At 69.4% G+C, this 23548-nt stretch carries 21 protein-coding genes and 1 tRNA gene; 18 read left to right on the top strand and 4 right to left on the bottom strand.

Annotated features, from left to right (window positions below):
• Positions 1-14 precede the first annotated feature (14 nt).
• The 6 genes from nrdR to thiL all read left to right on the top strand — a co-directional run bounded on the left by nrdR (position 15) and on the right by thiL (position 5044).
• A complete protein-coding gene (gene nrdR / locus F1193_RS12235; RefSeq protein WP_150098099.1) occupies positions 15-491 on the top strand; it encodes a transcriptional regulator NrdR in 477 nt (158 codons plus the stop codon).
• A 71-nt stretch (positions 492-562) separates the two neighbouring features.
• Positions 563-1651 carry a bifunctional diaminohydroxyphosphoribosylaminopyrimidine deaminase/5-amino-6-(5-phosphoribosylamino)uracil reductase RibD gene (ribD, locus tag F1193_RS12230; RefSeq protein WP_150098116.1) on the top strand — a complete coding sequence of 363 codons (1089 nt, stop codon included), beginning with the start codon at positions 563-565 and terminating at the stop codon, positions 1649-1651.
• Positions 1652-2254, top strand: coding sequence for a riboflavin synthase (locus F1193_RS12225; protein ID WP_150098098.1), 603 nt, complete (start codon positions 1652-1654; stop codon positions 2252-2254).
• Positions 2255-2296: 42 nt separating this feature from the next.
• Entirely contained in the window at positions 2297-2800 is a 504-nt protein-coding gene (gene ribH / locus F1193_RS12220) for a 6,7-dimethyl-8-ribityllumazine synthase (protein ID WP_425457235.1), read from the top strand.
• Positions 2797-3309: a transcription antitermination factor NusB gene (gene nusB, locus F1193_RS12215; protein WP_150098096.1), complete on the top strand. Its 513-nt coding sequence runs from the start codon at positions 2797-2799 to the stop codon at positions 3307-3309. Before ribH ends, nusB begins: the two co-directional genes overlap by 4 nt.
• A 100-nt stretch (positions 3310-3409) precedes the next feature.
• Entirely contained in the window at positions 3410-5044 is a 1635-nt protein-coding gene (gene thiL, locus F1193_RS12210; RefSeq protein WP_246164359.1) for a thiamine-phosphate kinase, read from the top strand.
• Between the two features lie 182 nt (positions 5045-5226).
• On the opposite strand, the gene F1193_RS12205 is transcribed toward thiL, so the two are convergent.
• Positions 5227-6825, bottom strand: a complete 1599-nt coding sequence (locus F1193_RS12205; protein WP_150098095.1) for an EAL domain-containing protein — start codon at positions 6823-6825, stop codon at positions 5227-5229.
• A 433-nt stretch (positions 6826-7258) separates the two neighbouring features.
• Entirely contained in the window at positions 7259-9049 is a 1791-nt protein-coding gene (gene aspS, locus F1193_RS12200) for an aspartate--tRNA ligase (protein ID WP_150098094.1), read from the bottom strand.
• A gap of 98 nt (positions 9050-9147) precedes the next feature.
• Here aspS and rnd point away from each other — a divergent pair, with 98 nt between their 5' ends.
• The 3 genes from rnd to F1193_RS12185 all read left to right on the top strand — a co-directional run bounded on the left by rnd (position 9148) and on the right by F1193_RS12185 (position 12263).
• The gene (gene rnd, locus F1193_RS12195) at positions 9148-10311 is read left to right on the top strand and encodes a ribonuclease D (protein WP_150098093.1); all 1164 of its coding nucleotides are present in this window, start codon (positions 9148-9150) and stop codon (positions 10309-10311) included.
• A 200-nt stretch (positions 10312-10511) separates the two neighbouring features.
• Positions 10512-10940, top strand: a complete 429-nt coding sequence (locus F1193_RS12190) for a secondary thiamine-phosphate synthase enzyme YjbQ (RefSeq protein WP_150098092.1) — start codon at positions 10512-10514, stop codon at positions 10938-10940.
• A gap of 3 nt (positions 10941-10943) precedes the next feature.
• On the top strand, positions 10944-12263 hold the full coding sequence (locus F1193_RS12185) for a RuBisCO large subunit C-terminal-like domain-containing protein (protein WP_150098091.1): 1320 nt from the start codon (positions 10944-10946) through the stop codon (positions 12261-12263).
• A gap of 110 nt (positions 12264-12373) precedes the next feature.
• Here F1193_RS12185 and F1193_RS17655 read toward each other — a convergent pair whose 3' ends face one another.
• The gene (locus F1193_RS17655; RefSeq protein WP_281287243.1) at positions 12374-12505 is read right to left on the bottom strand and encodes a hypothetical protein; all 132 of its coding nucleotides are present in this window, start codon (positions 12503-12505) and stop codon (positions 12374-12376) included.
• A 202-nt stretch (positions 12506-12707) separates the two neighbouring features.
• Between F1193_RS17655 and rfbA the strand changes: the two genes are divergently transcribed.
• Positions 12708-13604 carry a glucose-1-phosphate thymidylyltransferase RfbA gene (gene rfbA / locus F1193_RS12180; RefSeq protein WP_150098090.1) on the top strand — a complete coding sequence of 299 codons (897 nt, stop codon included), beginning with the start codon at positions 12708-12710 and terminating at the stop codon, positions 13602-13604.
• A 468-nt stretch (positions 13605-14072) separates the two neighbouring features.
• Here rfbA and F1193_RS12175 read toward each other — a convergent pair.
• Positions 14073-14146, bottom strand: a tRNA-Gln gene (locus F1193_RS12175).
• A gap of 505 nt (positions 14147-14651) precedes the next feature.
• On the opposite strand from F1193_RS12175, the gene F1193_RS12170 reads away from it, so the two are divergent.
• From F1193_RS12170 to F1193_RS12140, 8 genes are all read left to right on the top strand, one after another.
• The gene (locus F1193_RS12170; RefSeq protein ID WP_150098089.1) at positions 14652-14909 is read left to right on the top strand and encodes a metal-sensing transcriptional repressor; all 258 of its coding nucleotides are present in this window, start codon (positions 14652-14654) and stop codon (positions 14907-14909) included.
• A 6-nt stretch (positions 14910-14915) separates the two neighbouring features.
• Positions 14916-15755, top strand: coding sequence for a nickel/cobalt efflux transporter (locus F1193_RS12165; protein ID WP_150098088.1), 840 nt, complete (start codon positions 14916-14918; stop codon positions 15753-15755).
• Between the two features lie 177 nt (positions 15756-15932).
• Entirely contained in the window at positions 15933-17945 is a 2013-nt protein-coding gene (locus F1193_RS12160) for a hypothetical protein (protein WP_150098087.1), read from the top strand.
• Between the two features lie 13 nt (positions 17946-17958).
• Complete coding sequence (locus F1193_RS12155; RefSeq protein ID WP_150098086.1) at positions 17959-19311, top strand: hypothetical protein; 1353 nt, start codon at positions 17959-17961, stop codon at positions 19309-19311.
• A gap of 61 nt (positions 19312-19372) precedes the next feature.
• The gene (locus F1193_RS12150) at positions 19373-20389 is read left to right on the top strand and encodes a hypothetical protein (RefSeq protein ID WP_150098085.1); all 1017 of its coding nucleotides are present in this window, start codon (positions 19373-19375) and stop codon (positions 20387-20389) included.
• A 20-nt stretch (positions 20390-20409) separates the two neighbouring features.
• Positions 20410-21027 carry a hypothetical protein gene (locus F1193_RS12145; protein ID WP_150098084.1) on the top strand — a complete coding sequence of 206 codons (618 nt, stop codon included), beginning with the start codon at positions 20410-20412 and terminating at the stop codon, positions 21025-21027.
• Between the two features lie 402 nt (positions 21028-21429).
• The gene (locus F1193_RS17110) at positions 21430-21576 is read left to right on the top strand and encodes a hypothetical protein (protein ID WP_170263582.1); all 147 of its coding nucleotides are present in this window, start codon (positions 21430-21432) and stop codon (positions 21574-21576) included.
• A gap of 308 nt (positions 21577-21884) precedes the next feature.
• Entirely contained in the window at positions 21885-23540 is a 1656-nt protein-coding gene (locus tag F1193_RS12140) for a PqqD family peptide modification chaperone (protein ID WP_170263580.1), read from the top strand.
• The last annotated feature ends 8 nt before the right edge of the window (positions 23541-23548 follow it).

Here is a 23548-nt window from a genome sequence, read left to right as displayed (position 1 = left end):
GGGCGGCGCGGGTCATGAAGTGCCCCTTCTGCGGCAGCCTGGACACCCAGGTGAAGGACTCGCGCCCGTCCGAGGACGGCACGGCGGTGCGCCGCCGCCGGGTGTGCCCCGATTGCGGGGCGCGCTTCACCACCTTCGAGCGGGTGCAGCTTCGCGAGCTCACCGTGCTCAAGCGCTCCGGCCGGCGGGTGCCGTTCGACCGCGAGAAGCTGCGCCGCTCCATCGCCATCGCGCTGCGCAAGCGCCCGGTCGAGGAGGAGCGGATCGACCGGCTGGTCTCCGACATCGTCCGCCAGCTTGAGAGCCAGGGCGAGAACGAGATCGAGTCCGAGGCGATCGGCCAGATCGTGATGCAGCGCCTGCGCGACATCGACACCGTGGCCTATGTCCGCTTCGCCTCGGTCTATCGCAATTTCCGCGATCCCAAGGATTTCGAGGATCTGCTCGGCGAGATCGCCCACGCGGCGGCGGCCGGCGCCGATCGGCCATGATCGCCTCGACCGCCCCGCACCATCCCGGCGCCCACCCCGCATCCGAGCCCACGGCCGAAGATCTGCGGCTGATGGCGGCGGCGATCGCGCTCGGCGACGCCGCGCGCGGCACCACCTGGCCCAATCCGGCGGTCGGCGCGCTGGTGGTGCGGATCGAGGACGGCGTTCCGGTGATCGTCGGCCGCGGCTGGACGCAGCCCGGCGGCCGCCCGCACGCCGAGGTGGTGGCGCTGGCGCAGGCCGGCGCGGCGGCAAAGGGCGCCACGCTCTACGTGTCGCTGGAGCCCTGCGCCCATTTCGGCAAGACCCCGCCCTGCGCCGACGCCATCTTGCGCGCCGGCATCGCCCGCGTGGTCGCCGCCATCGGCGATCCCGACCCGCGCACGGCCGGCGCCGGCTTCGCCAGGCTGGAGGCCGCCGGCGTCGAAGTGGTGCAGGGCGTGCTGCGGGCGGAGGGCTTGCGCTCGCACGCCGGCCACATCCGCCGCGTCCGGGACGGCCGTCCGCACGTGATGCTGAAGCTCGCGGTGTCGGCCGACGGCAAGGCGGCGCTGGCCGGGCCGCGGCCGGCTTCGATCACCGGCGAGGCGGCGCGCGCCCGCGTGCACATGCTGCGGGCATTGTCGGATGCCATCCTGGTCGGCATCGGCACGGTGCTGGCCGACGATCCCGACCTCACCTGCCGCCTGCCGGGGCTGGCGCATCGCTCGCCGGTGCGGGTGGTGCTCGATGGCGGCCTGCGGCTGCCGCTGGCGTCCCGACTCACGCAAGGCGCCGCGACCGTGCCGGTGTGGGTGATCGCCGCCGCGGACGCCGAGCCTGCCCGCGAGGCGGCGCTGGCCGGGGCCGGCGTCGAGGTGATGCGGGTCGGGCGCGGTGCCGACGGCCGGCTGGACCTTGCCCAGGCGCTGGCGCTGCTCGCCACCCGCGGCATCACCCGGCTGATGGTCGAGGGTGGGCCGACCGTGGCCGCTGCCCTGCTCAAGGCGGATCTGGTCGACGAGACGGTGGTGTTCGAAAGCCCCGTCCGGCTGGGCGCGGATGCCCTGCCGGCGCTGGCCGGCCTGCCGCTCGGCATGCTTTCTGCTTCCCCCGTCCTGCACGCCGTCGAGCGGGTGCCGGTCGGCGCCGACATCATGACGGTCGCAAGGAGACCCTGAATGTTCACCGGCATCGTCACCGACATCGGCGAGGTGGTCGCCGTCCAGGACCGCGACACGCTGCGCCGCCTCACCGTCGCCTGCCGCTATCCGGCGGCCTCGATCGCGCTCGGCGCCTCGATCTGCCATTGCGGCATCTGCATGACCGTGGTCGAGATCGGCGAAATGGGCGGCCGCACGGCCTACGCCGTGGATGCCGCGGCCGAGACGCTGCGGCTGACCACCGCCGGCACCTGGCAGGTGGGAACCCGCCTCAATCTCGAACGCTCGCTGAAGATCGGCGACGAGCTCGGCGGCCATATCGTCACCGGCCATGTCGACGGGCTCGCCGAGGTGATCTCGCGCCGCGACGCCGACGCGCAGGCGACCTTCGTCATCCGCGCCCCGAAAACGCTTGCCCGCTTCATCGCCGCCAAGGGCTCGGTGGCGCTCGACGGCACGTCGCTGACCGTCAACACGGTGGAAAATGACGACTTCTCGGTGCACATCATCCCGCACACCCTGGCGGTAACCACCTGGGGCGAGGTGAAGGCCGGCGACCGGCTGAATCTGGAAGTGGATCTGATGGCCCGCTATGCCGCGCGCCTTGCCGAGGCGCGCTGATCCGCGTATCTCCGGGTACAAACCCGGAAAATACCCCTGATGATCGTCACCTCTTCCAGCGCGGCCGCAGAGGCCGAGCAACCCATTCCCGGCGCGCGGATTCTTGTGGTCGAGGCGCGCTTCTACGCCGCGCTCGCCGACCTTCTGCTCGACGGCGCGACGCGCCGGCTTGCGGGCGCGGGCGTGCAGGTCGACCGCGTCACCGTGCCCGGCTCGCTGGAGATCCCGGCGGCCGCAGCCATCCTGCTCGACGCGGCGGCGGCGCGCCAGGCGCCCTATGACGGCGTGCTGGCGCTCGGCTGCGTGATTCGCGGCGAAACCTCGCACTACGACATCGTCGCCACCGAATCGGCCCGCGGCCTGATGGATCTGGCGGTCGCCCGCGCCCTGCCGGTGGTCAACGGCATTCTCACCGTCAACACCGAGGCGCAGGCGGTCGAGCGCGCCGACCCCGCACGGCTCGACAAGGGCGGCCACGCCGCCGCAGCCGTGCTGTCGCTGGTGCGGCTCAAGCGGGGCCTCGTGACGCCGGAGCGACTGCCATGAGTTCCGCGCCCGACAAGCCCGGTTCGCCCAAGTCGCCCGCGCCGCGCCGCGTCGCGCGGGCCGGCGCCCGCCTCAACGCCGTGCAGGCGCTCTACCAGATGGATCTGGCGGCAACGCCGACCGCCGACGTGTTCGCCGAGTTCGAAAGCCACTGGATCGGCCGCGAGGTCGAGGGCGTTACCCATCCGGATGCCGAGGTCGCCTTCTTCCACGACCTTGTCGAGGGCGTGGTGCGCGAGCAGCGGCGGATCGACCCGCTGATCGACGCCACCCTCAGCGGCGGCTGGCCGCTCAAGCGCGTGGAGGCCGTGCTGCGGGCGCTGCTGCGCGCCGGCTGCTACGAATTGATGTCGCGGCCCGATATTCCCGCACGGGTTGTCGTGTCACAATATGTCGACGTCGCCAGCGCGTTCCTGGAGCAGGAGGAAACCTCGATGGCCAATGCCGTGCTCGACGCGCTGGCCCGCAAGCTGCGCGCGGCCGAATTCACCGACGAGGGCGGCCGTTGAGATGACGACGGAGCTGAAGGTGCCGCCTCCAGACGGCGCTGCCGCATCCTCCAGTGCGGAGGCTGAGGCCGCGCCGAGGCCGGCACCTTCGGCTTCATCCGTGGCCGAACCCGTGTCGCCGGCACCGGCCGCGCCGCCGGAGACGGCCCCGGCCGCCCTGCCCTTCGATTTCGGGCCGCTCGATCTGCGGCCGCTGGAGGCCGGCGCAGCCGGTGCCGGCTCGCTCGATTTCGGCGCGCTCGATCTCGGGCCGCTCGATCTCGGGCCGTTCGATCCCGGCCTGTTCGAGATCAGCGTTGCCCAGACGACGCCTGCAACCGAGACGCCGGCAGCCGATCCGCCCGCCGCAGATCTGCCCACCGCCGGCGAGCCTGCGACCGGACCGGCGATGACCCGGCCGGCGAGCGAACAGCCGGCGGCTGCCGAGACGCCGCCGGAGACGCCGCCCGCCCCCGTCGCGGCCGAGCCGCTCACCTTGCCGACCGCGCAGTTGCGGACCGCCGAGCCCGGCGCCGCCGTATCCTCGCTTCCTCCCGCGCCGTTCGTGCTCGACATGCCGCCGCCGCTTCTGGCGGCGGCGCGGGGCCGACCGAAGGCGGAACCCAGGCTTCGCAAGCCGGCCGAATCCGCCACCGAAGCGCCTCCATCGCCGCCGGCCGAAGCTGCCCAGGCCGAAGCTGCCCAGGCGCCCGAACCGCCGCAAAGCCGGGTGCGCCCGCACGTGCCGGTGCATGCCGACGCGGTAAGCCGGCTGTCCGGCGAGGATGCGCTGATCCACCGGGCGTTTGCGCCGCTCGCCAGCCATGAGGGCGCCTTCGGCCTGACCGACGACGCCGCGGCGATCGCGGTGCCGCCGTCGCACGAGGTGGTCGCCACCACCGACACGCTGGTGGCCGGCGTGCACTTCTTCCCCGACGACCCGCCCGAGGCGATCGCCCGCAAGGCGCTGCGGGTCAATCTCTCCGACCTCGCCGCCAAGGCCGCCGATCCGCTCGGCTTCCTGTTGTCGATCGCGCTGCCGGAGGGCATCCGGCCGGAGTGGCTCGACGCCTTCGCGCGCGGCCTGGCCGACGATTCAAAGAAGTATCGCATCCCGCTGTTCGGCGGCGACACCGTGCGCACCACCGGGCCAATGGTGATCTCGATCACCGCGCTCGGCACTGCGAAGCCCGGCGAAGTGGTGCGGCGCGCCGGGGCGCAGCCCGGCGACTGGGTGATGGTCACCGGCACGATCGGCGACGCGGCGCTGGGGCTGATGCTGCGCAAGCATCTCGGCCTCAAGGCGCTCAACCGGCTCGGCACGCGCGACAAGGCCCATCTCACCGACCGCTATCTGCTGCCGCAGCCGCGCCTGCGGCTGGCGGCGGCGCTGCGCCTCCATGCCACCGCGGCGATGGACATTTCCGACGGTCTTGCCGGCGACCTCGCCAAGCTCTGCGCGGTCTCGGGCGTCGGCGCCCGCATCGAGACCGCGCTGCTGCCGCTGTCGCCGGCCGCCGCCGCCGCCATCGAGACCGATCCCCGCCTCTTGGAGCGGGTGGTGAGCGGCGGCGACGACTACGAGATCCTGATGACCGTGCCCTCCGACGACCTCGACGCGTTCGTCTCCGCCGCCACGCGGGCGGGCGTCGCGGTCACCGCGATCGGCGAGATCACCGCCGGGCCGGGCCTGCCGGTGCTCTACGGCCCCGATGGGCCGATGAAGCTCAAGCAGATGAGCTTCAGCCATTTCTGACGCGCGCCGGCGCGGCCCAGAGCATCCACCGATCTGACTGGATCAGATCGAACGCTCCAAGTTTCCGGTTTGTCGCATATTCTTTCGCAAAACCGGTATCCACTTTTGCGGAATATGCTCCAAGTTTCCGGTTTGTCGCATTCTCTTCCGCAAAACCGGTTCCCGCTTCTGCGGAGAATGCTCTATCCGAACTGGCGGTTGCGGGCGGAGATGTAGCGCGGCAGCGGCGTGCGGTTTCGCGTCACCTTCAGGGCGTTCGACTCCAGCGGGTCGTGGCACATCGCCTCCACGAGGTCGATATAGGCCTGTCCCGGCAGCGCCGGTGCGAACACATAGCCCTGCGCCATGTGGATGCCGTGCTCGCGCAGATATTCGACCTGCTCGAAGCTCTCGACGCCTTCGGCAATGACGTCGATCTTCATGGTGCGGCCGAGCTCGGCCAGCGTGTCGATGATGGCGTTGGAGTAGCGCTCGGTGCCGATGGCATCGACGAACATCTTGTCGATCTTGATGACGTCGACGCCGAGCTTGAGCAGATAGTTCAGGCCGCTGTGGCCGGTGCCGACGTCGTCGATCGCCACCTTGACGCCGAATGCCTGCAGCGCCGCGATGCACCGGCGCGCGGCGGCGAGATCGGCCAGCGGCGCCCGCTCGGTCACTTCGAGCATGATCTGCGGCAACTGGATCGAGGAGTGTCCGAAGATCTCCTGGATGTCCTGGACGATGCGGTCGTCGACGAAATGGTCGGCATGGATGTTGAAGCCGAGCTTGAGGCCGGGCCGCGACGCATAGACGCCGGCCATCTCGTCGCGCGCCGCCCGCATCAGCGCGAGCGTCAGCTCGAAGATCAGGCCGGAGCTTTCGGCGAGCGGCACGAAGGCGCCGGGCGAAATCAGCTCGCCGTTCGGTCTGCGCCAGCGCACCAGCACCTCGCAGCCGATCAGCCGGCCCGCGGCAATGTCCATGACCGGCTGATAATAGGGCACGATCTCGCCCGCCGCGATCGCCGCCCGCAGCTCGCCCACTGGATCCTCGCGCGGGCGCGTCGAGCTCAATGCGAGCGCGATGACCAGCCCGCACATCACGAAGCCGCCGGCGCGCGTGTATTGCACCAGCGTCGCCGCGTCGGCCTTGAGGCCGCGCATCGTGCGCACGATCTCCACCGAGATCGGATACTGGTTGGAACTCATGATCACGCGGACGTCCCGCGGTCCGACAGGCTCGCCGGGATCGTGCAGCACCGAGGGCACGCCGGCAAGAAACAGCCGGACGCCCAGGCCTTGCGCCGGCGCGACGAAATCATCGGCCTCGAAAATCTCGGCCGGCACCAGCGCCGCCAAATAGTGCTGGCCCATCGGATGGCGCAGGCGCAGCGCCGGCTCCTGGATCTCGCCGAACCGCACCATCGACACGGTGATGCCGGAATCGGCGACGGTCTGCTCCGCCGTCATGGCCTTGTGGTCGGAGCCGAAGCCGTGATGGGAGCACAGCACGGCCCCCCCGCCGTCGACCAGCGCCACCTCCTTGACCGGCGTCGTGGTGTAGACCGCGCGCCGCATCGCCTCGATGTCCGTTTGCCGGCAGGAGCCGACGCCGACGGCCACCAGTTCCTTCAGCGCCGACGTCACTCGCTGCAGCTTGACATTGGCCCGCGCCACCATCTCGCGGGCCTTCAGCGTCGCCTGCGACGTGCCGCGGTCATGGGCAAGCACGTCGATCGCCGTCTCGACGCCGATGACGATGAAGGTCGCGCAGCAGATCGCCGCGAAGAGCACGAGCACCCGTTTTCGTGTCGCGCGCTTCACACCGACAATCCTCGCGCTAATCTCCACTCCGATAAAGCCGAATTCGTCTTAAAAACGGATTAACACTTGGCACCTTACGCAGTAGTCGTTGGAATTATGAACGAGAAATGGAACTGTTACAGTTCGCACTGGTGCCCAATATTTCACCAGCGCCACAACCGTGTTGCGAATAAAGCGCGCAGCAAAACCCTCAGCCGCCCGACCGGCCCGTCGGGACAACTTGTGCTGACCCACGTTCTGATATGCAACTTTCGAGCGATGACCGAGGCCGGCCGGCGCGGGCCGGCCCGCACCTTCGCCGCAGGAGCGGACACCGGCTTTGCGAACGAGCACGCGCCAGAACCCCGCGCGAGAGCAGGGTTTTCGGCGCGTGGGAACCGGAACTGCGGCCTGACCGGACGGAGCCGGATCAGGCGCCGGGCAGGTTCAGCCGGATGTGCAGCTCGCGCAACTGCTTCGCCGTCACCGACGAGGGCGCGCCCATCAGCAGGTCTTCGCAGCGCTGGTTCATCGGGAACAGCACCACCTCGCGCAGATTGCTCTCGCCGGCCAGCAGCATGACGATGCGGTCGACGCCCGGGGCGATGCCGCCGTGCGGCGGCGCGCCGTACTGGAACGCCCGGTACATGCCGCCGAACTTCTCGATGATCGTCTCCTCGCCATAGCCGGCGATGGCGAACGCCTTCTTCATGACATCCGGGCGGTGGTTGCGGATGGCGCCCGAGGACAGCTCCACACCGTTGCAGACGATGTCGTACTGGAAGGCGGTGATCGACAGAATGGTGTCCTGGTCGGCGGGATCGAGCGCCATGAAGGCATCGTGCTCGAAGTTCGGCATCGAGAACGGGTTGTGCGAGAAGTCGATCTTCTTCTCGTCCTCGTTCCACTCGTACATCGGGAAGTCGGTGATCCAGCAGAACTCGAACCGGTTCTCCTCGATCAGGCCGAGATCCTTGCCGATGCGGCTTCTCGCCTCGCCGGCGAACTTGTAGAACTTCTCGGGTCGGCCGGCGACGAAGAAGCAGGCGTCGCCCTCATGCAGTCCGAGCCGTTCGGCGATCATCGCCGTGCGCTCGGGGCCGACATTGTTGGCGAGCGGCCCGGCGCCGGCACCCTCGCGCCAGAAGATGTAGCCCAGCCCCGGCTGGCCCTGGTCCTGCGCCCAGCCATTCATGCGGTCGCAGAAGGCGCGGCTGCCGCCGCCGGGGGCGGGAATGGCCCACACGTCGGCCTTGGGATCGTCGGCCAGGATGCGGGCGAACACCTTGAAGCCCGACTCGCGGAAGGCGTCGGCCACCGACTGCATCTTGATGGGGTTGCGCAGGTCCGGCTTGTCGGTGCCATAGGTGCGGATGGCGTCGGCGTAGCGGATCTTCGGGAAGGTCTGGGTGACCGGCTTGCCGTCGGAGAACTCCTCGAACACCCCCTTCAGCACCGGCTCGACGGCGGTGAACACGTCCTCCTGGGTGACGAAGCTCATCTCGATATCGAGCTGGTAGAACTCGCCCGGCGAGCGGTCGGCTCTCGCGTCCTCGTCGCGGAAGCAGGGCGCGATCTGGAAATAGCGGTCGAAGCCCGCCACCATGAGGAGCTGCTTGAACTGCTGGGGCGCCTGCGGCAGCGCATAGAACTTGCCGGGATGGACGCGGCTCGGCACCAGATAGTCGCGCGCGCCCTCGGGCGAGGAGGCGGTGAGGATCGGCGTCTGGAATTCGAAGAAGCCCTGCGACTTCATGCGGTTGCGGAGCGAGTCGATCACCGCCCCGCGCAGCATGATGTTGCGGTGCAGCCGCTCGCGGCGCAAATCGAGGAAACGGTAACGCAGGCGCGTTTCTTCGGGGTATTCCTGATCGCCGAACACCTGAAGCGGCAGCTCCCCGGCCGGCCCCAGCACCTCCAGCTCGGTGATGAATACCTCGACCTCGCCAGTGGCGAGCTCGGCATTCACCGTGCCGATGGGCCGCGGGCGGACCTTGCCGTCGATCCGCACCACCCATTCGGCGCGGACCTGCTCGGCCGCCTTGAAGGCCGGGCTGTCGGGATCGGCGACCACCTGGGTGATGCCGAAATGATCGCGCAGATCGATGAACAGCACGCCGCCATGGTCACGGATGCGGTGGCACCAGCCCGAGAGGCGGACGGTCTGGCCGATGTCGGAGGCGCGCAACGCGCCGCAGCTGTGGGTACGATAGCGATGCATGGAAAACCCGTTGACGGAGCGGGGGTAGAGCACATGTGACGGCACCCTTGTCAAGGCACCGACTCCAAGCCCGGCTGCGACTCCGCTATAGCAGTTCCATGAATCTGATTTCGACCACCCGGGAACTGGCTGACGTCTGCTCGCGACTTGCGAAACATCCGTTCGTCACCGTCGACACCGAGTTTCTGCGCGAAACCACATTCTGGCCCAAGCTGTGCGTGGTGCAGCTCGCCGGGCCGGAAGATGCCGTCGTGGTTGACGCCCTGGCCGATGGCCTTGACCTGTCAAGCTTTTTTGAGCTGATGGCGAATGAGCAGGTGGTCAAGGTGTTCCATGCCGGCCGGCAGGACATCGAGATCATCTGGCACCGCGCCAACATGATCCCCCACCCGGTGTTCGACACCCAGGTGGCGGCGATGGTGCTCGGCCACGGCGATTCGGTGTCCTACGACCAGCTCGTCCAGCGCCTGACCGGACAGGTCATCGACAAGTCCTCGCGCTTCACCGACTGGTCGCGCCGGCCCCTGAGCGAGGCGCAGATCACCTATGCGGAAGCCGACGTCACGCATCTGCGCGACGTCTATATGCGCCTGCTGCGCGACCTCGAAAAGCGCGGCCGCGGCGACTGGGTGGCCGAGGAAATGGCGGTGCTGATCTCGCCGGAGACCTACCGGCAGGATCCGGCCGTCGCTTGGCAGCGCCTCAAGACGCGGGTGCGCAAGCCGCGCGAGCTCGGCGTGCTGATCGAGGTCGCCGAGTGGCGCGACCGCGAGGCGCAGGCGCGCGACGTGCCGCGCTCGCGCGTGCTCAAGGACGAGGTGATCGGCGAGATCGCCATCCAGCAGCCGACCACGCCCGAGGCGCTGTCACAGCTTCGCTCGCTGCCCAAGGGGTTCGAACGCTCGAACTGGGGGGTCGCGATCATCGAGACGGTCAAGCGCGGCCTTGCGCGCGACCCCAAGTCGCTGCCGTGCATCGAGCGCGAACGCAATACCTCCAACGGTGCCCACGCCACGGTGGAGCTGCTGAAGGTGCTGCTGCGCATGACCGCCGAGCGCCACGCGGTGGCCGCCAAGGTGATCGCCACCGTCGATGATCTCGAACAGATCGCCTCCGACGACGACGCCGACGTCGCCGCCCTGCGCGGCTGGCGGCGGGAGCTGTTCGGCAACAAGGCGCTGGCGCTGAAGGAGGGGCGGCTGGCGCTGGCGATCGACCGCGGCCGGGTGGTGGCGGTGGAGCGGGAAAACGGCGAAGCTTGAGCGCCGCCGCGTGGCGCCGGCGCAGCCAAACGCGCCCGGGCCGCAACCAACTGAGCCACAACCGCCGGGCCAGACGCCCTTAAGCCAAGCGCGCCCGAGCCGAGTACACCCAAGCCGAGTACACCCAGGCCGCGCACGCCCAAGCCGCGCACGCCCAAACCGGATACGCCCAAAGCAACGGCACCCTGCCAGGTGAACCCATGAAAATCTTCCGGCATCGGATCGAGTTCACGACCGTCGAGCCGATCGAGATCGTCGACATCACCGGGCGCGTGCGGGACTGGGTGACGGCGTGCGGGGTCAAGGACGGCTTGGTAACAGTTACGTCGCTGCACACCACCGCCCGCGTCAATGTCAATGAGCGCGAGCCGCAGCTCCAGCGCGACATGGTCACCTTCCTCAAGCGGCTGGTGCCGCGCGATGGCGACTGGCTGCACAATCTCGCCGCCGTCGACGGCCGCGACAATGCCCACTCCCACCTGCTCGGCCTGTTCATGAATTCGTCCGAGACGATTCCTGTCGGCGGCGGCGACCTCGTGCTCGGCGGCTGGCAGTCGATCTTCTTCATCGAGCTCGACGGGCCCCGCGATCGGCGCGGCCTCGAGCTGCAACTGCTGGGAACCGACTGACCGATGACACCGGATGACATTGCGGGCTTCTTCGCCACCCGCGCCGACCTGGACCTCGACGACTATATCGAGCTCGATTTCACCTTCGAGTGCGCGGGCGATCCGCGCGCCGCCGCCGCCCACCTCGCCAGCGAGCAGTCGACCGCGCAATGGCGGCGGGTGGGCGTCGACGAGGATTTCCGGCCGCGCTTCGCCGCCAAGGTGATCGACCTTCGCGCCGAGCCGCAGCCGATCGGCTTCTCGGTGCCGGTCGCCTGCGCCGCGCCCGGCGAGGTGTTCTCCTGCCGCGCGACGATCGCCCACCCGCACGGCAATTTCGGCCCGCGAATCCCCAACCTGCTGTCGGCGGTGTGCGGCGAGGGCGTGTTCTTCGCCCCCGGCATCCCGCTGATCCGGCTGGAGGATATCCGCTTTCCCCTGCCCTATCTCGCCGCCTTCGAGGGGCCGCAGTTCGGCCTTGCCGGCCTGCGCGAGCGGCTGAAGGCGTTCGACCGGCCGATCTTCTTCGGCGTCATCAAGCCCAATATCGGCCTGCCGGCCGCGCCCTTCGCCGAGCTCGGCTTTGAGAGCTGGCTCGGCGGGCTCGACATCGCCAAGGATGACGAGATGCTGGCCGACATCCCGTGGTGCCCGCTGAAAGAGCGCGCCGCCGCGCTCGGCGCCGCCCGCCGCCGGGCCGAGCAGGAGACCGGCGCGCCCAAGATCTATCTCGCCAACATCACCGACGAGGTCGACCGGCTGGCCGGGCTGCACGACCTCGCGGTCGCGGCCGGCGCCAACGCGCTGCTCGTCAACGCCATGCCGGTGGGCCTGAGCGGCGTGCGCATGCTGCGCCGCCACGCCGAGGTGCCGCTGGTCGCCCACTTCCCGTTCATCGCCGCCTTCAGCCGGCTCGCCGGCTACGGCATCCATTCGCGCGTGCTCACCCGCCTGCAGCGGCTGGCCGGGTTCGACGTCGTCATCATGCCCGGCTTCGGCCCGCGGATGATGACCCCCGAGCGCGAGGTGCTGGACTGTGTGCGCGCCTGCCTGGAGCCGATGGGGCCGATCAAGCCCTGCCTGCCGGTCCCCGGCGGCAGCGACTCGGCGGCGACGCTTGAGGGCGTCTATCGCCGGCTGGGCTCGACCGATTTCGGCTTCGTGCCGGGGCGCGGCGTGTTCGGCCACCCGATGGGGCCACGGGGTGGCGCCGCGAGCATTCGCCAGGCGTGGGAGGCCATCGCCGCCGGCATCCCGCTCGACCGCCACGCCGCGACGCATCCCGAACTTGCGGCGGCGCTGGCGACCTTCGCCGCGCCCCACACGCCGCCCCGCGCCGCGTGATGCGATATCCGGCCGATCCGGCCGGGACCGCACGAGCCCACCTGGAGCACGCTACGGTATTCACGGACCTGAATCGCCAGGGCCGAGAGATCGAGCCGAAACGCGGTCTCTCACGGCGTGGGTTGCGCCTGCGGCGTCTGGCGCAAGCCCGCCATCGTCATGGCCGGGCTTGCCCCGGCCATCCATGTCTTTGTTTTCAAATAGTTTTTCAAGGCGTAGATGCCCGCGACAAGCGCGGGCATGACGAGTCACGTCTTACGCCGCTGGTATCAAATCTATTCAATTTATAAGTGTTTATTTAGTTTTTCGCAACCTGAGATAAGTTTTCAAAAACCTCCGGCATGTTCTGTCAACACACACGCAAGGCATATTTCTGACCGCGCTTTGCCACAAGCTGGGGCTATGTTATCGTTTATTGGTTTTGGCGGGTTGGAGATTGACAGCATGAAGGGGATCATCCTGGCTGGTGGCAGCGGCACGCGGCTTTATCCCGTCACCACCGTGGTGTCGAAACAACTTCTGCCGGTCTTCGACAAGCCGATGATCTATTATCCCCTGGCGGCTTTGATGTTTGCCGGCATCCGGGACATCCTCATCATCACCAACCCGCCGGACCAGCCGCTGTTCGAGCGCCTGCTCGGCGACGGCGCCGATCTCGGCCTGCGCTTCTCCTACGCGGTGCAGGAGCGGCCGCGCGGCCTCGCCGACGCCTTCATCGTCGGCCGCGACTTCGTCGGCGACGATCGCGTCGCCCTGGTGCTCGGCGACAACATCTTCTACGGCGCCGGCCTGCCGGGGCTGCTGGCGAAGGCGGCGATGCGCCAGACGGGCGCCACCGTGTTCGGCTATGTCGTCAACGACCCGCAGGCCTATGGCGTGGTCGAGCTCGACGACAGCGGCCGCGCCCTGTCGATCGAGGAGAAGCCCAAGATTCCCAAATCGAACGTGGCGGTGACCGGGCTCTATTTCTACGACAACGACGTGATCGACATCGCCGCCAACGTCAAACCCTCGGCGCGCGGCGAGATCGAGATCACCGACGTCAACCGCGCCTATATGCAGCGCGGCGATCTCTATGTCGAAACGCTGGGCCGCGGCTATGCGTGGCTCGACACCGGCACCCACGCCTCGCTGGTCGAGGCCAGCCATTTCGTGCAGATCCTCGAACAGCGCCAGGGCCTGCGCATCGCCTGCCCGGAGGAGATCGCGCTCCGGCTGGGCTACATCCCGCTCGACAAGTTCCACGCCCTCGCCCAGCGCGTCGCCAAGAGCAGCTATGGCGAGTACCTGATGTCGGTCTACAAGAGCTTCGCCACCGCCCCGCGCATCGCCGCCGCGTAGTTCGGCGGCCCAGATTCCGGCGGCCCGGACTCCGGCGGCCCAGGGCGCCGACGCGGCGGGCCGTCAGACGCGCGGATTTCCGTGAACGCGCGGATTTCCGAAAAAAGATCCGCAAGTGTCAACGGCCCCACGCATCAGCGTTTGGGGCCGTCGGCATGACTCGTCATGCCCATGCTTGCAGCCAAGGTTTCGCAGGCCGTATGAATTTGCCGGCACGGGCTTCCACGAATTCATATTTATCTTCAACCAGAGACGTGGATTGCCGGGGCAAACTCGCCACGTTGCAACGAGGCAGAACGCGGCCGATCCGCCTAATGGCCTTGCAGCAATTTTGGGTATAGTTTCCTATATATCCGGGAAAAGGCTGCGCGCCACCCGCGACCTGCGCCGCGCGACATGCCGGGAACAGAAATTCCGAAATGTCCCAACCGGGTCCAGGCGGCATCAAGCCAAGCGCTTGATTTTGTTTGGCTGGGGGACCTGGATTCGAACCAAGACTAGCGGAGTCAGAGTCCGCTGTTCTACCATTAAACTATCCCCCACCAAGCCAGCGGCGGCGATGCGTCTGCCGTCTTCCGAAAGGAAATAGACGGCCGTCCGGCGCGCCGGTTCGATGATTTGGCCGATATAGCGACTTGGCCGTTTGTCGTCCACCCCCTGCCCGCGCGTTTTCACCAAGCTTGGTTCGGGGCGAACGGGCCGGGCTTGGCATCGGCCGTGCCCGCCGCGCCGGCAAACCGAGCCAGACCAAGCCACACCAAGCCGAGCCAGACCAAGCCGAGCCGAACCGAGCCAGGTCATACGGCTTCCAGCTGATCAGCGTTCGAGCCGTATTCCGATCGCCGAAAATCCCGCTTCCGAACACGGAGTTTTCGGCGAGACCCTCCCCGGTTTCCCGAAGGGATCAACCGGAAACCGTATCAGGCCCGGTCGAGACCAGCGCCCCGGCGGACCGGCGCGGGCGGGCGCCCTCGCCTCCCGGAGGCTGGACGTGCCCGCCCGGTCGGCCTATCTTCGCCAATATCCCCTCCACCAGGATAGGTTATAATGGCTCAAATCTCCCATGCCGACATCGTTCCCCGCCTCAAGCGGGCCGAGGGACACTTGCGGTCGGTGATCGCCATGGTCGAGGCCGGCAAGCCCTGCCTCGACGTCGCCCAGCAGCTCCACGCGGTCGAGGCGGCCGTCGCCAACGCCAAGAAGATGCTGATCCACGATCATATCGAGCACTGCCTGCAGGACGGGCGCGGGCCGGACGTGAAGGCGGTGCTCGGCGAGATCAAGCAGCTCACCAAATATCTGTGAGGCGCCATGCCGGACCTTGCCACCGTCATCCAGGCCGGGGCTGCCAATCCCTGGCTCTATCTGCCGGCCGCCGTGCTGCTGGGGGCGCTGCACGCGCTGGAGCCCGGACATTCCAAATCGCTGATGGCGGCGTTCATCGTGGCGATCCGCGGCACGCCGGCCCAGGCGGTGCTGCTCGGCGTCAGCGCCGCCATCGGCCATACCATCGTGGTCTGGGGCCTGGCCGTGCTGGGCCTGACGCTCGGCGACGCGCTCATCCTCGATCGCGCCGAGCCATGGCTGGTGCTGGCCTCGGGCCTGCTCGTCATGCTGCTGGCGGCGCGTCTCCTGCGCTCGATCCGCAGGACGGCGCACGTCCATGAAGACCATGGCCACGACCACGACCACGATCATCACCACGCAGGCCACGCCCACGAAGCCGACGCCCACGAAGCCGATGCGCACGCGCACGCAGGCGATGCGCACGCGGCGGCGCACGCGCGCGAGATCGCCGCGCGCTTCGGCGGCGAGCGCACGGTGAGGAACTGGGAGATCGCCTGGTTCGGCTTTACCGGCGGGCTCCTGCCCTGCCCGGCCGCCATCGCCGTGCTGCTGATCTGCCTGCAGATCAAGGCGCTCACGCTCGGCGTCGCCATGGTGGCGGCCTTCAGCCTCGGGCTGGCAATCACGCTCATCGCCATCGGCCTCGTGGCGGCGTGGGGCACGCGGCGGGCGGCCGCCGGCTGGTCGGGCTTCGATCGATGGGCCGGGCGGCTGCCCTACATCTCCGGCGCGCTGGTGATGACGCTGGGTGTCTTCATCACCCTGCGGGGGCTGTGGGAGCTCGGCGCCCTGCGGCTGGTGTGATGCGGGCTCCGCAATGCGGTTTCCGGCATCCCGAGCGATCAACCGGACCCTGCATTGCGCAAAATTTCCGCCTCAAACGGGAACTCCCGGCAAGAACGGTGCGGCGATCACGAAGTGATCTTCCGGGCATCCTATGTTACCAGAGGCCGGATTCGACGCAGCAGACGGGGGGTGTCGATGCGGGCGTCCGGCTTCGCCGCTGCGGCAACGGCCCTGGCGGTCCTTCTGGTTGCCGGTCTGGCGGCGCTTGCCGGGGCTGCGGGCTCGGCGGAGGCCCAAACCGCCGTTCCGAGACCACAGGGGCCCCGGGTCACCTTGCCGCCCGACTGGCCGGTGACGGCGCGCAGCGACCTGGCGCTCGCGCCGGGCCAGAAGCTGGCGCTGCGGATCGCCACCGCCCCCGACGCAGCCGCCGTCGTGTTCGTCTCGGCGCCGCTCGATCCGGCGCAGCTGGAGACGGCCTTCCGCACGGTTGCGGCGCGGCTGTTCGACCGGGCCCGCACGGTGCAGGATCTCGGCACCGCCAGCCGGCCGCGCGGCGTGCGCCGCACCCGGGTGATCGAGGGCCGGTTCGTATGGCCCGACGGCCGGGCGACGCGCGTGCTGGGCGAGGTGCAAACCATCGCCACCCCGCAAGGCGGGCTGATCGCCGGCTTCCTGGCGCGCCAGGATGGCCCCGATTCGCCGGCGCTGGCGACGGCGGCGGACTGGATCGGCGCGCTGACCGACGCCCCGGCCGCGAGCCCGCCTCCCCCGCCTGAGTCATCGGCCGCGGCGCCGGTGCGCGAGGCTGCCAGGGCCCCGGTCCCCGCCCCGCCGACCGGCCTGCCGCCGGTGCCGGCCGGCCGGCGCCAAATGCTGCCCGCCACGACGCCCCAGGACTGGCGCAAGGCGGCCTGGGCCGGCGGCGATCCCGCCTATGTCCAGATCGACGGCGGGGGCATCGCCATCGCCTATCCTGCCGGGGCGCGCCACGGCGCAGCCGGCGCCGTCACCACCACCACCGCCGTCCGCCTCGGCGATCTCGCCGCCGGGGCGCAGACGCGCCTCGTCTTCGAGTTCGACCCGGCGGCGACCACCGGCGCGCTGTTCGGCCTGTGCACGGGGCGCCACGACAACTGCCTCACATCCGATGGCTACGGGCTGATGTGGCAGCCGGCGGCCGACGGTGCGCCGGCCACGCTGCGGCGCTTCTCCGCCGATGGCCGGCACCGCGACATCCCGATCACCGCGCCATCGCCCGGCCGCGTCGAGATCGCGATCTCAAACGAGGGCGTCCTCGTCTCGGGCGACGGCATCGCGCCGTTCCGCGACGCCTGGGAGCTCCTGCAGCCGTTCCTGGCGCTGGAGATCGCCGTGCAGGCGCTGCCCCACACGGAAGGCGCGGCGGCCACGGTGAAGCTCGCCCGTGTCGAGATCGACGACCGGCCGGCGGCAGAGCCGGCGCAGGCCGCCCCGGCACCGGGCGTGGCGCCGCTGCCGGCGCACATGCTGTTTGCCGGCACGCCGGACCCGTCCTGGATGCCCTTTCTCGCCGCCGGCGGCGAGGCGGCGTTTGCCCGCTTCGCCGATGGCCGCTTCGTCGCCGACGTGCCGGCCGGCCATGGCTGGGGCTGGACCGGCCTCGCCTCGACAGCGGCGGTGGCCGACGTGCCTTCGGGCGCCGCCCGCGCGCCGCGGCGCCTGTCCATCAAGGTCGATCCCCTGTCGACCACCGGATTCGGCGTCGGCCTGTCGCTCGATCCGCCCACTGCCGACCTTCGGCTGCAGGCGAAGCTGCTGCTCTCCTGGCAGGCCCGGAGCGGTGGCGGCTCACGGCTCACCGTCACGGTCTGCGGCCGCGACCGCGCGCCGTTCGTCATGGACCTGCCGCCGGGCTGGGACGGCACGCTCGATGTGCGGCTGATGCCCAAGGCGTTCGAGGTCGGGGCCGGCGGCGGCTGGCGCATGGCCACCTACGCCACCTGCGTGGACACCGGCTGGCGGTTCTTTGCGGCGGTGTTCGCGGCGGCTCCGGTCGAGAACCAGCCGGTACGCCTCGTTCTGGAGCGCATCGCCATCGACCGCGCCGCCCCCGCCGGCATGACCGCCGCCGAGCGCTTCCAGCTCCTCGACGATGCGGATTTCGACGCGAGGGACTTTCTCGATGCGTTCGCCAAGGCGATCGCGCCCTCCCCTGCCCATCGGTGACCGGAGGATGACCATGCCCCGCCATCGGACCGGCCTTCTTGCCCGCGCCCTCGCCGCCGGCCTGCTGCTGGCTTGGCCCGTCGCTTGGCCCGTTGCCGCCGGCGCGCAGACCGCGCCGCCGGCACGTCTGGACGACCAGCGCGCCGCGGCCATCGACCTGTTGAGCCGCCTCAACGCCGCCAAGCTGGACAAGACGCTCGCCGCGGCGGGACGGGCCGCGCCGCCGGGGCTCTATGACTGCCTGTGCCGGGCGGTGCCGCACACCTCGGGCGTCGGCAGCCGCTACAAGGACGGCGCGTGCGAGCTTTCGGGCTACGGCGTGTGGCGCGAGCCGCTGCCCAACGACCCCGGCGCATGGCGCGCCTGCCTGGAACAGAGCGTCTATTCCGATGGGCTCGATGTCGTCTCCGTGCTCGCCGCGGTGACGCCAGCGGCGACGGCGCCCAAGCCGCGCACCGCCGCCGAGAGGCTGCGGCAGGCGGTGATGCGGCTGCGCGGCCAATGCCTGCCGACCGCCCGCAACGCCGAGGCGATCGTCGATCGCTACGAGACCGAGGTTGCGGACGCCGCCGCAATGGCGGCTGACGGTCGGCGCGGGCCGATGCCCCGGCCGCGCGATGCGGAGGTGATCCGCGAGGCGGCCGACGCCCTCGACCGCACGGCCGACTCCCCCTGCGAGCAGGCGATCGAGCTGGCGCTGATCCTGGAGCAGGCCAATGTCCGCACCGTCTCCGAATATGTCGGCGCGCTCGCGGCCGGCTTCGCCCTGCCGGACGACGCTCCCGGCGTCGCCTGGGAGGCCGCGACCTGGCTCAATACGGTCAAGAAGCTGTCGCTGCCGCTGTTCGCCGCGGGCGTGGCGATCGACCTGAAGACCGGGATCGGACAGGAGATCGCCGACCAGCAGATGCACAAGGCGGTGGCGGAGGGCCTCGCCGAGGCTCAGCAATTGCTGCGCGACTCCAGGGGCTGGGACCGGGTCGGCTACGATGCCACCGTCGCCACCTACCGCCGCGATCTCGCGCAGATGAAGGCGGATTTCGAGGCGGCCGCAGCCGAGCCCAGCCGGCAGCTCCAGGCCGTCGGCGGCGAGCTCAAGGCCCGCTATTTGGACACGCCCGAGGAAAGCGCCCGGAAGGCCAGCCATTACGCCACGCTGGAGGCATCCCGGGCGGCGCTGACCGAGGAGCTGACGAAACTCGGCAACGCCTACCGGCTGGAGGCGGCCCGCAGCGAGATCGCGCTGGCCTATCTGGAGTCCTTCCGCAAGCCGCTCCTGGAAACGGGATGCGACGGCTGGCGCAAGGCGCGGCAGGCGGCCGGCTGTCCGGCCCTGGACCCTGCGGCCACAGGCGGGCGGCCGTGAGCGGACGGGGCGGCACGAGACGTGACAAACACGAACACGCGGAGATGGAGGCAAGGCGCAGATGACGGACGGCGCGAAAGCCAAGAAGGGCGGCACCGAGCAGCCGCTGCAGTGGGAGATCGACGTTCCGGTCGCCACCAATCCGCTGCTGCTCGCCAGCTATGCCAAGGTGTTCGGCCTTACCGCGCTGATCATGGGCGCGTTCCTGTCGTTCCTGATGGCGGTGAGCGGCAGCCCGGATGCGATCCCGATGATGCTGGCGATCAGCGGCGGCATTTCGTTTGCGCTGTTCGGCGTCGGCGTGCTGGGAATGGCGCTGATCTACCGCAACCGCATGTCCATGCGCTTCACGCTCGACAGGCGCGGGGCGCGGGCCGAGACCATCGACCGCCGGGCCGACAAGGTGGCGAAGGCCACCATCTTGCTCGGCGCGCTGACCGGCAGGCCCGGCGCGGTCGGCACCGGCCTGATCGCCAAGAGCACCGCCGACCAGCGCGCCGCCTGGCGCGGCATCGTCAAGGCGCGCTTCTATCCGCGCCTCCACGCCATCGCGCTCGGCAATTCCTGGCGCACGGTGATGATCCTGTTCTGCCCGCCGGAGCACTATGAGGCAGCCGCCGAGCGCGTGCGGCACGGCATGGCGCGCCACCCGGCGCCGACGAGCGCGCGCCGCAGCCCGGTGGGCGGGTTGCTGCTGCGGAGCGCGCTGGTGGTCGCGGCGACGCTGCCGCTGTTCACCCTGCCGCATCCGGTCGAGATCGATCCGTTCGCGCCGCTGTTCACGCTGTGCTTCGCGCTGGCCTCGGTGTGGCTGATTCCGCTGCTCGGCGTGGCGGTGATCGGCGGGGTCGGCTGGATCGCCGGCCACACCGCGCTGGCGCTGCTCGACCAGCGGCGCTCGATGTTCTCGCCGCACGAGCTCTACCGCGCCTATGAGGTGGCGGACGGGGACGTATGGGCGCACCTCGTGCTCGCGGCGCTGGGCGGCGCCTATCTGGTGTGGCTGTCGCTGGCGCTGCTGCGCGGCCGCGTGAGTTCGGGACTGGCCGGCGACCTCGCCCAGCTCGACGACGATTGAAACGGTTTTGAGAGACCCGCATGACACACCCTGCCCGATCGATGCTGCCGATGGCGCTGGCCGCGCTGCTGGCCCTGGCGGCCCCCGTCCACGCCCAACAGAATGCCCAAGGGAACGCCCAACGGAGCGCTCAAGGGAGCGGCGCTTCGGGAAGCGGCATCTGGACCTATGGCGCGCATCCGCTGTGGGGGCTGTCGGCCTCCGTCACGACCGGCGGCGAGAGCGTCGGCCTGCGCTGCCTGCCCGACCGCGGCTTCACCCATCCGGCGGCCGCCCTTATGCTCACGCCCGGCCTGGTGCGGCCACACGCCAACTTCGCCCCCACCGAGGCGATCCAGCGCTACCGGTTCGTCGGCGATCCGGCGATAGGCGAGGGCATGATCGCGCAGGTGCCGGGCGGCCATTTCGAGCTGCAGGGCTCGACCTGCGACGTGAGCCTCGACTCCTTCAAGGCGGCGCGCGCGCTGCTGTTCTATGACGAGACCGCCGACGTGATGGCGCTCGACGACGAGACGGCCGAGCGCGCCCCCGGGCTGATCGCGCGCATCCCGCTCGATGGCGCGAAGGCGGCGATCGACAAGCTGGTGCGGGCCTGCCCGGCGATCCGCAAGGACATCGACAACGGTTGCGGCATCTGATTCGGCTTCCGGTTGATCCCGTCGGGGCACTGGAACCGGTCTCGCCGAATATCCCTTGTTCGATAACGGGATTTTCGGCGATCGGAATACGGCTCGAAGGCTTGATCGGCCGGAAACCGCAGACCAGCCAGCCCCGCCATCCGCCGGTCAAGGCCGACCTTGCGGAGGACGGATTTCTACCTGTTGTTGCGCTCGGTCCGCCGAGTATTGGAGCATCCCCGGTGGCGATGTTCCGCCGAGATGAACCATCTCTCGCTCATGGCGTGCAGACGAATCGTCCGGGCGCCGAGAGCATGCCGTCCCGCCCTGGGCGGTACGTCTGCCCGTTGTTGATTCACATCAAGGCATTTTGTCACAAACTTGGTAGTCTATTCGCCTTCTCCCGCCCAGAAGGAGGACGCCATGAAGACCAACGAAGTGCCTATGACCAAGACCTATGTTCGGCCGACCATGCGGACCGTGGTCACGCCCAAGGAGATCCGCGATATCGACCAGCCCTGCGCATTCTATGCCCCGGGCGAGCGGAGGAAGAAGAAGCCCAACAAGTGATCCCGCCGGGATGCGCGTCCCCACGGCGATCCGTTGCCGCCAGGCGGCGGTGATCTGATTTGGGGGCCGGTATGCGGGAGCCTGGGTGCGGGGTCGGTCTCGGCCCTGCATCCAGGTGGTGTTGCTGCTGGGCGTTGTCGGCTGCGGCCGGTCCTGAACGCCGCGCGGTGCCCTGTCCGGCGGAATTGCGGAGCATGCTCGGCGCGTCGCCGTGGCATCCTGATTTGGCGCGAGGGTGAGGTGCGCATGCAGCCTCGGGGTCGAACGTGACGTTGCATGCCATGACGTGCTGGCTCTCCAATTCCCGCTTGGCGGCCCGATCCGGGCATCTGCACGCCTTTTCGGTCTCGGGGCGGGACTATCTCGTCAACGCCTCGACCGGGCAGGCCTTCGCCGCAGGTGAGGCCAGCCCGAGCCAAGCCGCCCCGAGCCGGGCCGCCTTGAGCCGTGCCGCCTTGGACGACCTCGACACCTTCGGCCATCTCGACGCCATCGCACCCGCCGAGGACGGCGCGCCAGACGACACCCTGCCGCCCACCGGCATCGGCTCGGTGCTGCTCAACGTCACCCACCACTGCAATCTGGCGTGCGCCTATTGCGTGATGGCGATGCCCGACCTGCAGCATGCCTATCGCGACGAGATGCAGTCGCTGCGCGAGGACACCGGCCGCGCCTGCATCGATTTCCTGGCCCAGGCCGGCTATCGCGACGGCGTCAGCATCACCTTCTTCGGCGGCGAGCCGCTGCTGAAGTTCGACCTCATCGTGCGCCTCGTCGACTATGCCGAGGCGACGTATCCTGACCGGTTCCGCTACCAGCTCATCACCAATGGCTGCCTGATGCGGCCGCCGATGTACGACTTCTTCCGCCGTCACCGCTTCTCCGTCCTGTGGAGCCTCGACGGCGAGCCGGAGGTGCACGACAGGCTGCGGCGCTTCAAGAAGGACGAAGGCTCGGTGTTCGCCGAGTCGTTCGCCGCCCTGCAGGCGTTCCGCGCCGCCTGCCCTGAGTGCCCGGTCGGCGTCAACATCACCTATTTCCGCCAGACGCTGGAACTGCCGGCGGCCGTGCGGTTTTTCCGCAGCCACGGCATCGATGCCATCCGCATGGATCGCGGTCTGGTGCCGCGCGACAGCCCCCACGCCGTGGGGCTGGACGAGACCGCGCAGGCGAAGGCCCAACTGACCGAGGTTGCGGACGATTATCTCGCGGCGCTGCTGCGCGGCGAGGTGTTCAGCCTCAACCCGTTCGTCAACTACATGCGGGTGATCTCGAAGCGCCTGCCGCGCACCCGCGCCTGCAATGCCGGGCTCGACTACGTCACCATCGCCGCCACCGGCGAGATCTATTCCTGCTACAAGCTGCTCGGCCTCGACGACTGCCGGCTCGGCGATGTCGCCCACGGCTACAACCGCGAGGCGTCCCTGAGATTGTGGGAACGGCTGAATGTCGGCCAGCGGCCGGGCTGCAGCGCCTGCTGGGCGCGGTTCATCTGCGCCGGCGGCTGCGCCGCCGACAACCGCCACCTCAACGGCTCCTATATCGAGCCGACGCGCGAGAACTGCGCCATCGCGCTGCACGCCATCGAGCTGGCGATCCACCTCTATTTCGCGCTGGTCGAGTCTGCGCCGCAGACGCTGAAGGCGCTGCTCGGCGCCGAGCATCTTGCCGCGGACGACCGCCCCGCGCGCTGCGACGACGTGCACTTGGGCGCCGACGGCTTGGTGGAGATCGCCGAGACCGGCGCCAGCTACCGGCTCAACGCGCCGGCGGCGCTGATCCTGTCGCTGTGCGACGGCGCACATGCGCTCGACGACATCTCGGCCCACCTCGCTGCTCACTACGGCGTGCCCGAGGCGCTGGCCGCGATGGATTGTCGCGAGCAGATTTTCCGAATGGCCAAGGCCGGACTCGTCACCATTCCGCTGGGCGAAGCCTGCGGTTCCTCCCACCGGCTGGTTTGAGGCTTCTG

It is taken from the genome of Blastochloris sulfoviridis (genome assembly GCF_008630065.1).
Taxonomy (GTDB): domain Bacteria; phylum Pseudomonadota; class Alphaproteobacteria; order Rhizobiales; family Xanthobacteraceae; genus Blastochloris; species Blastochloris sulfoviridis.
Note: the sequence above shows the minus strand (reverse complement) of the source record. Positions and strands in the feature narration are given on the sequence as shown.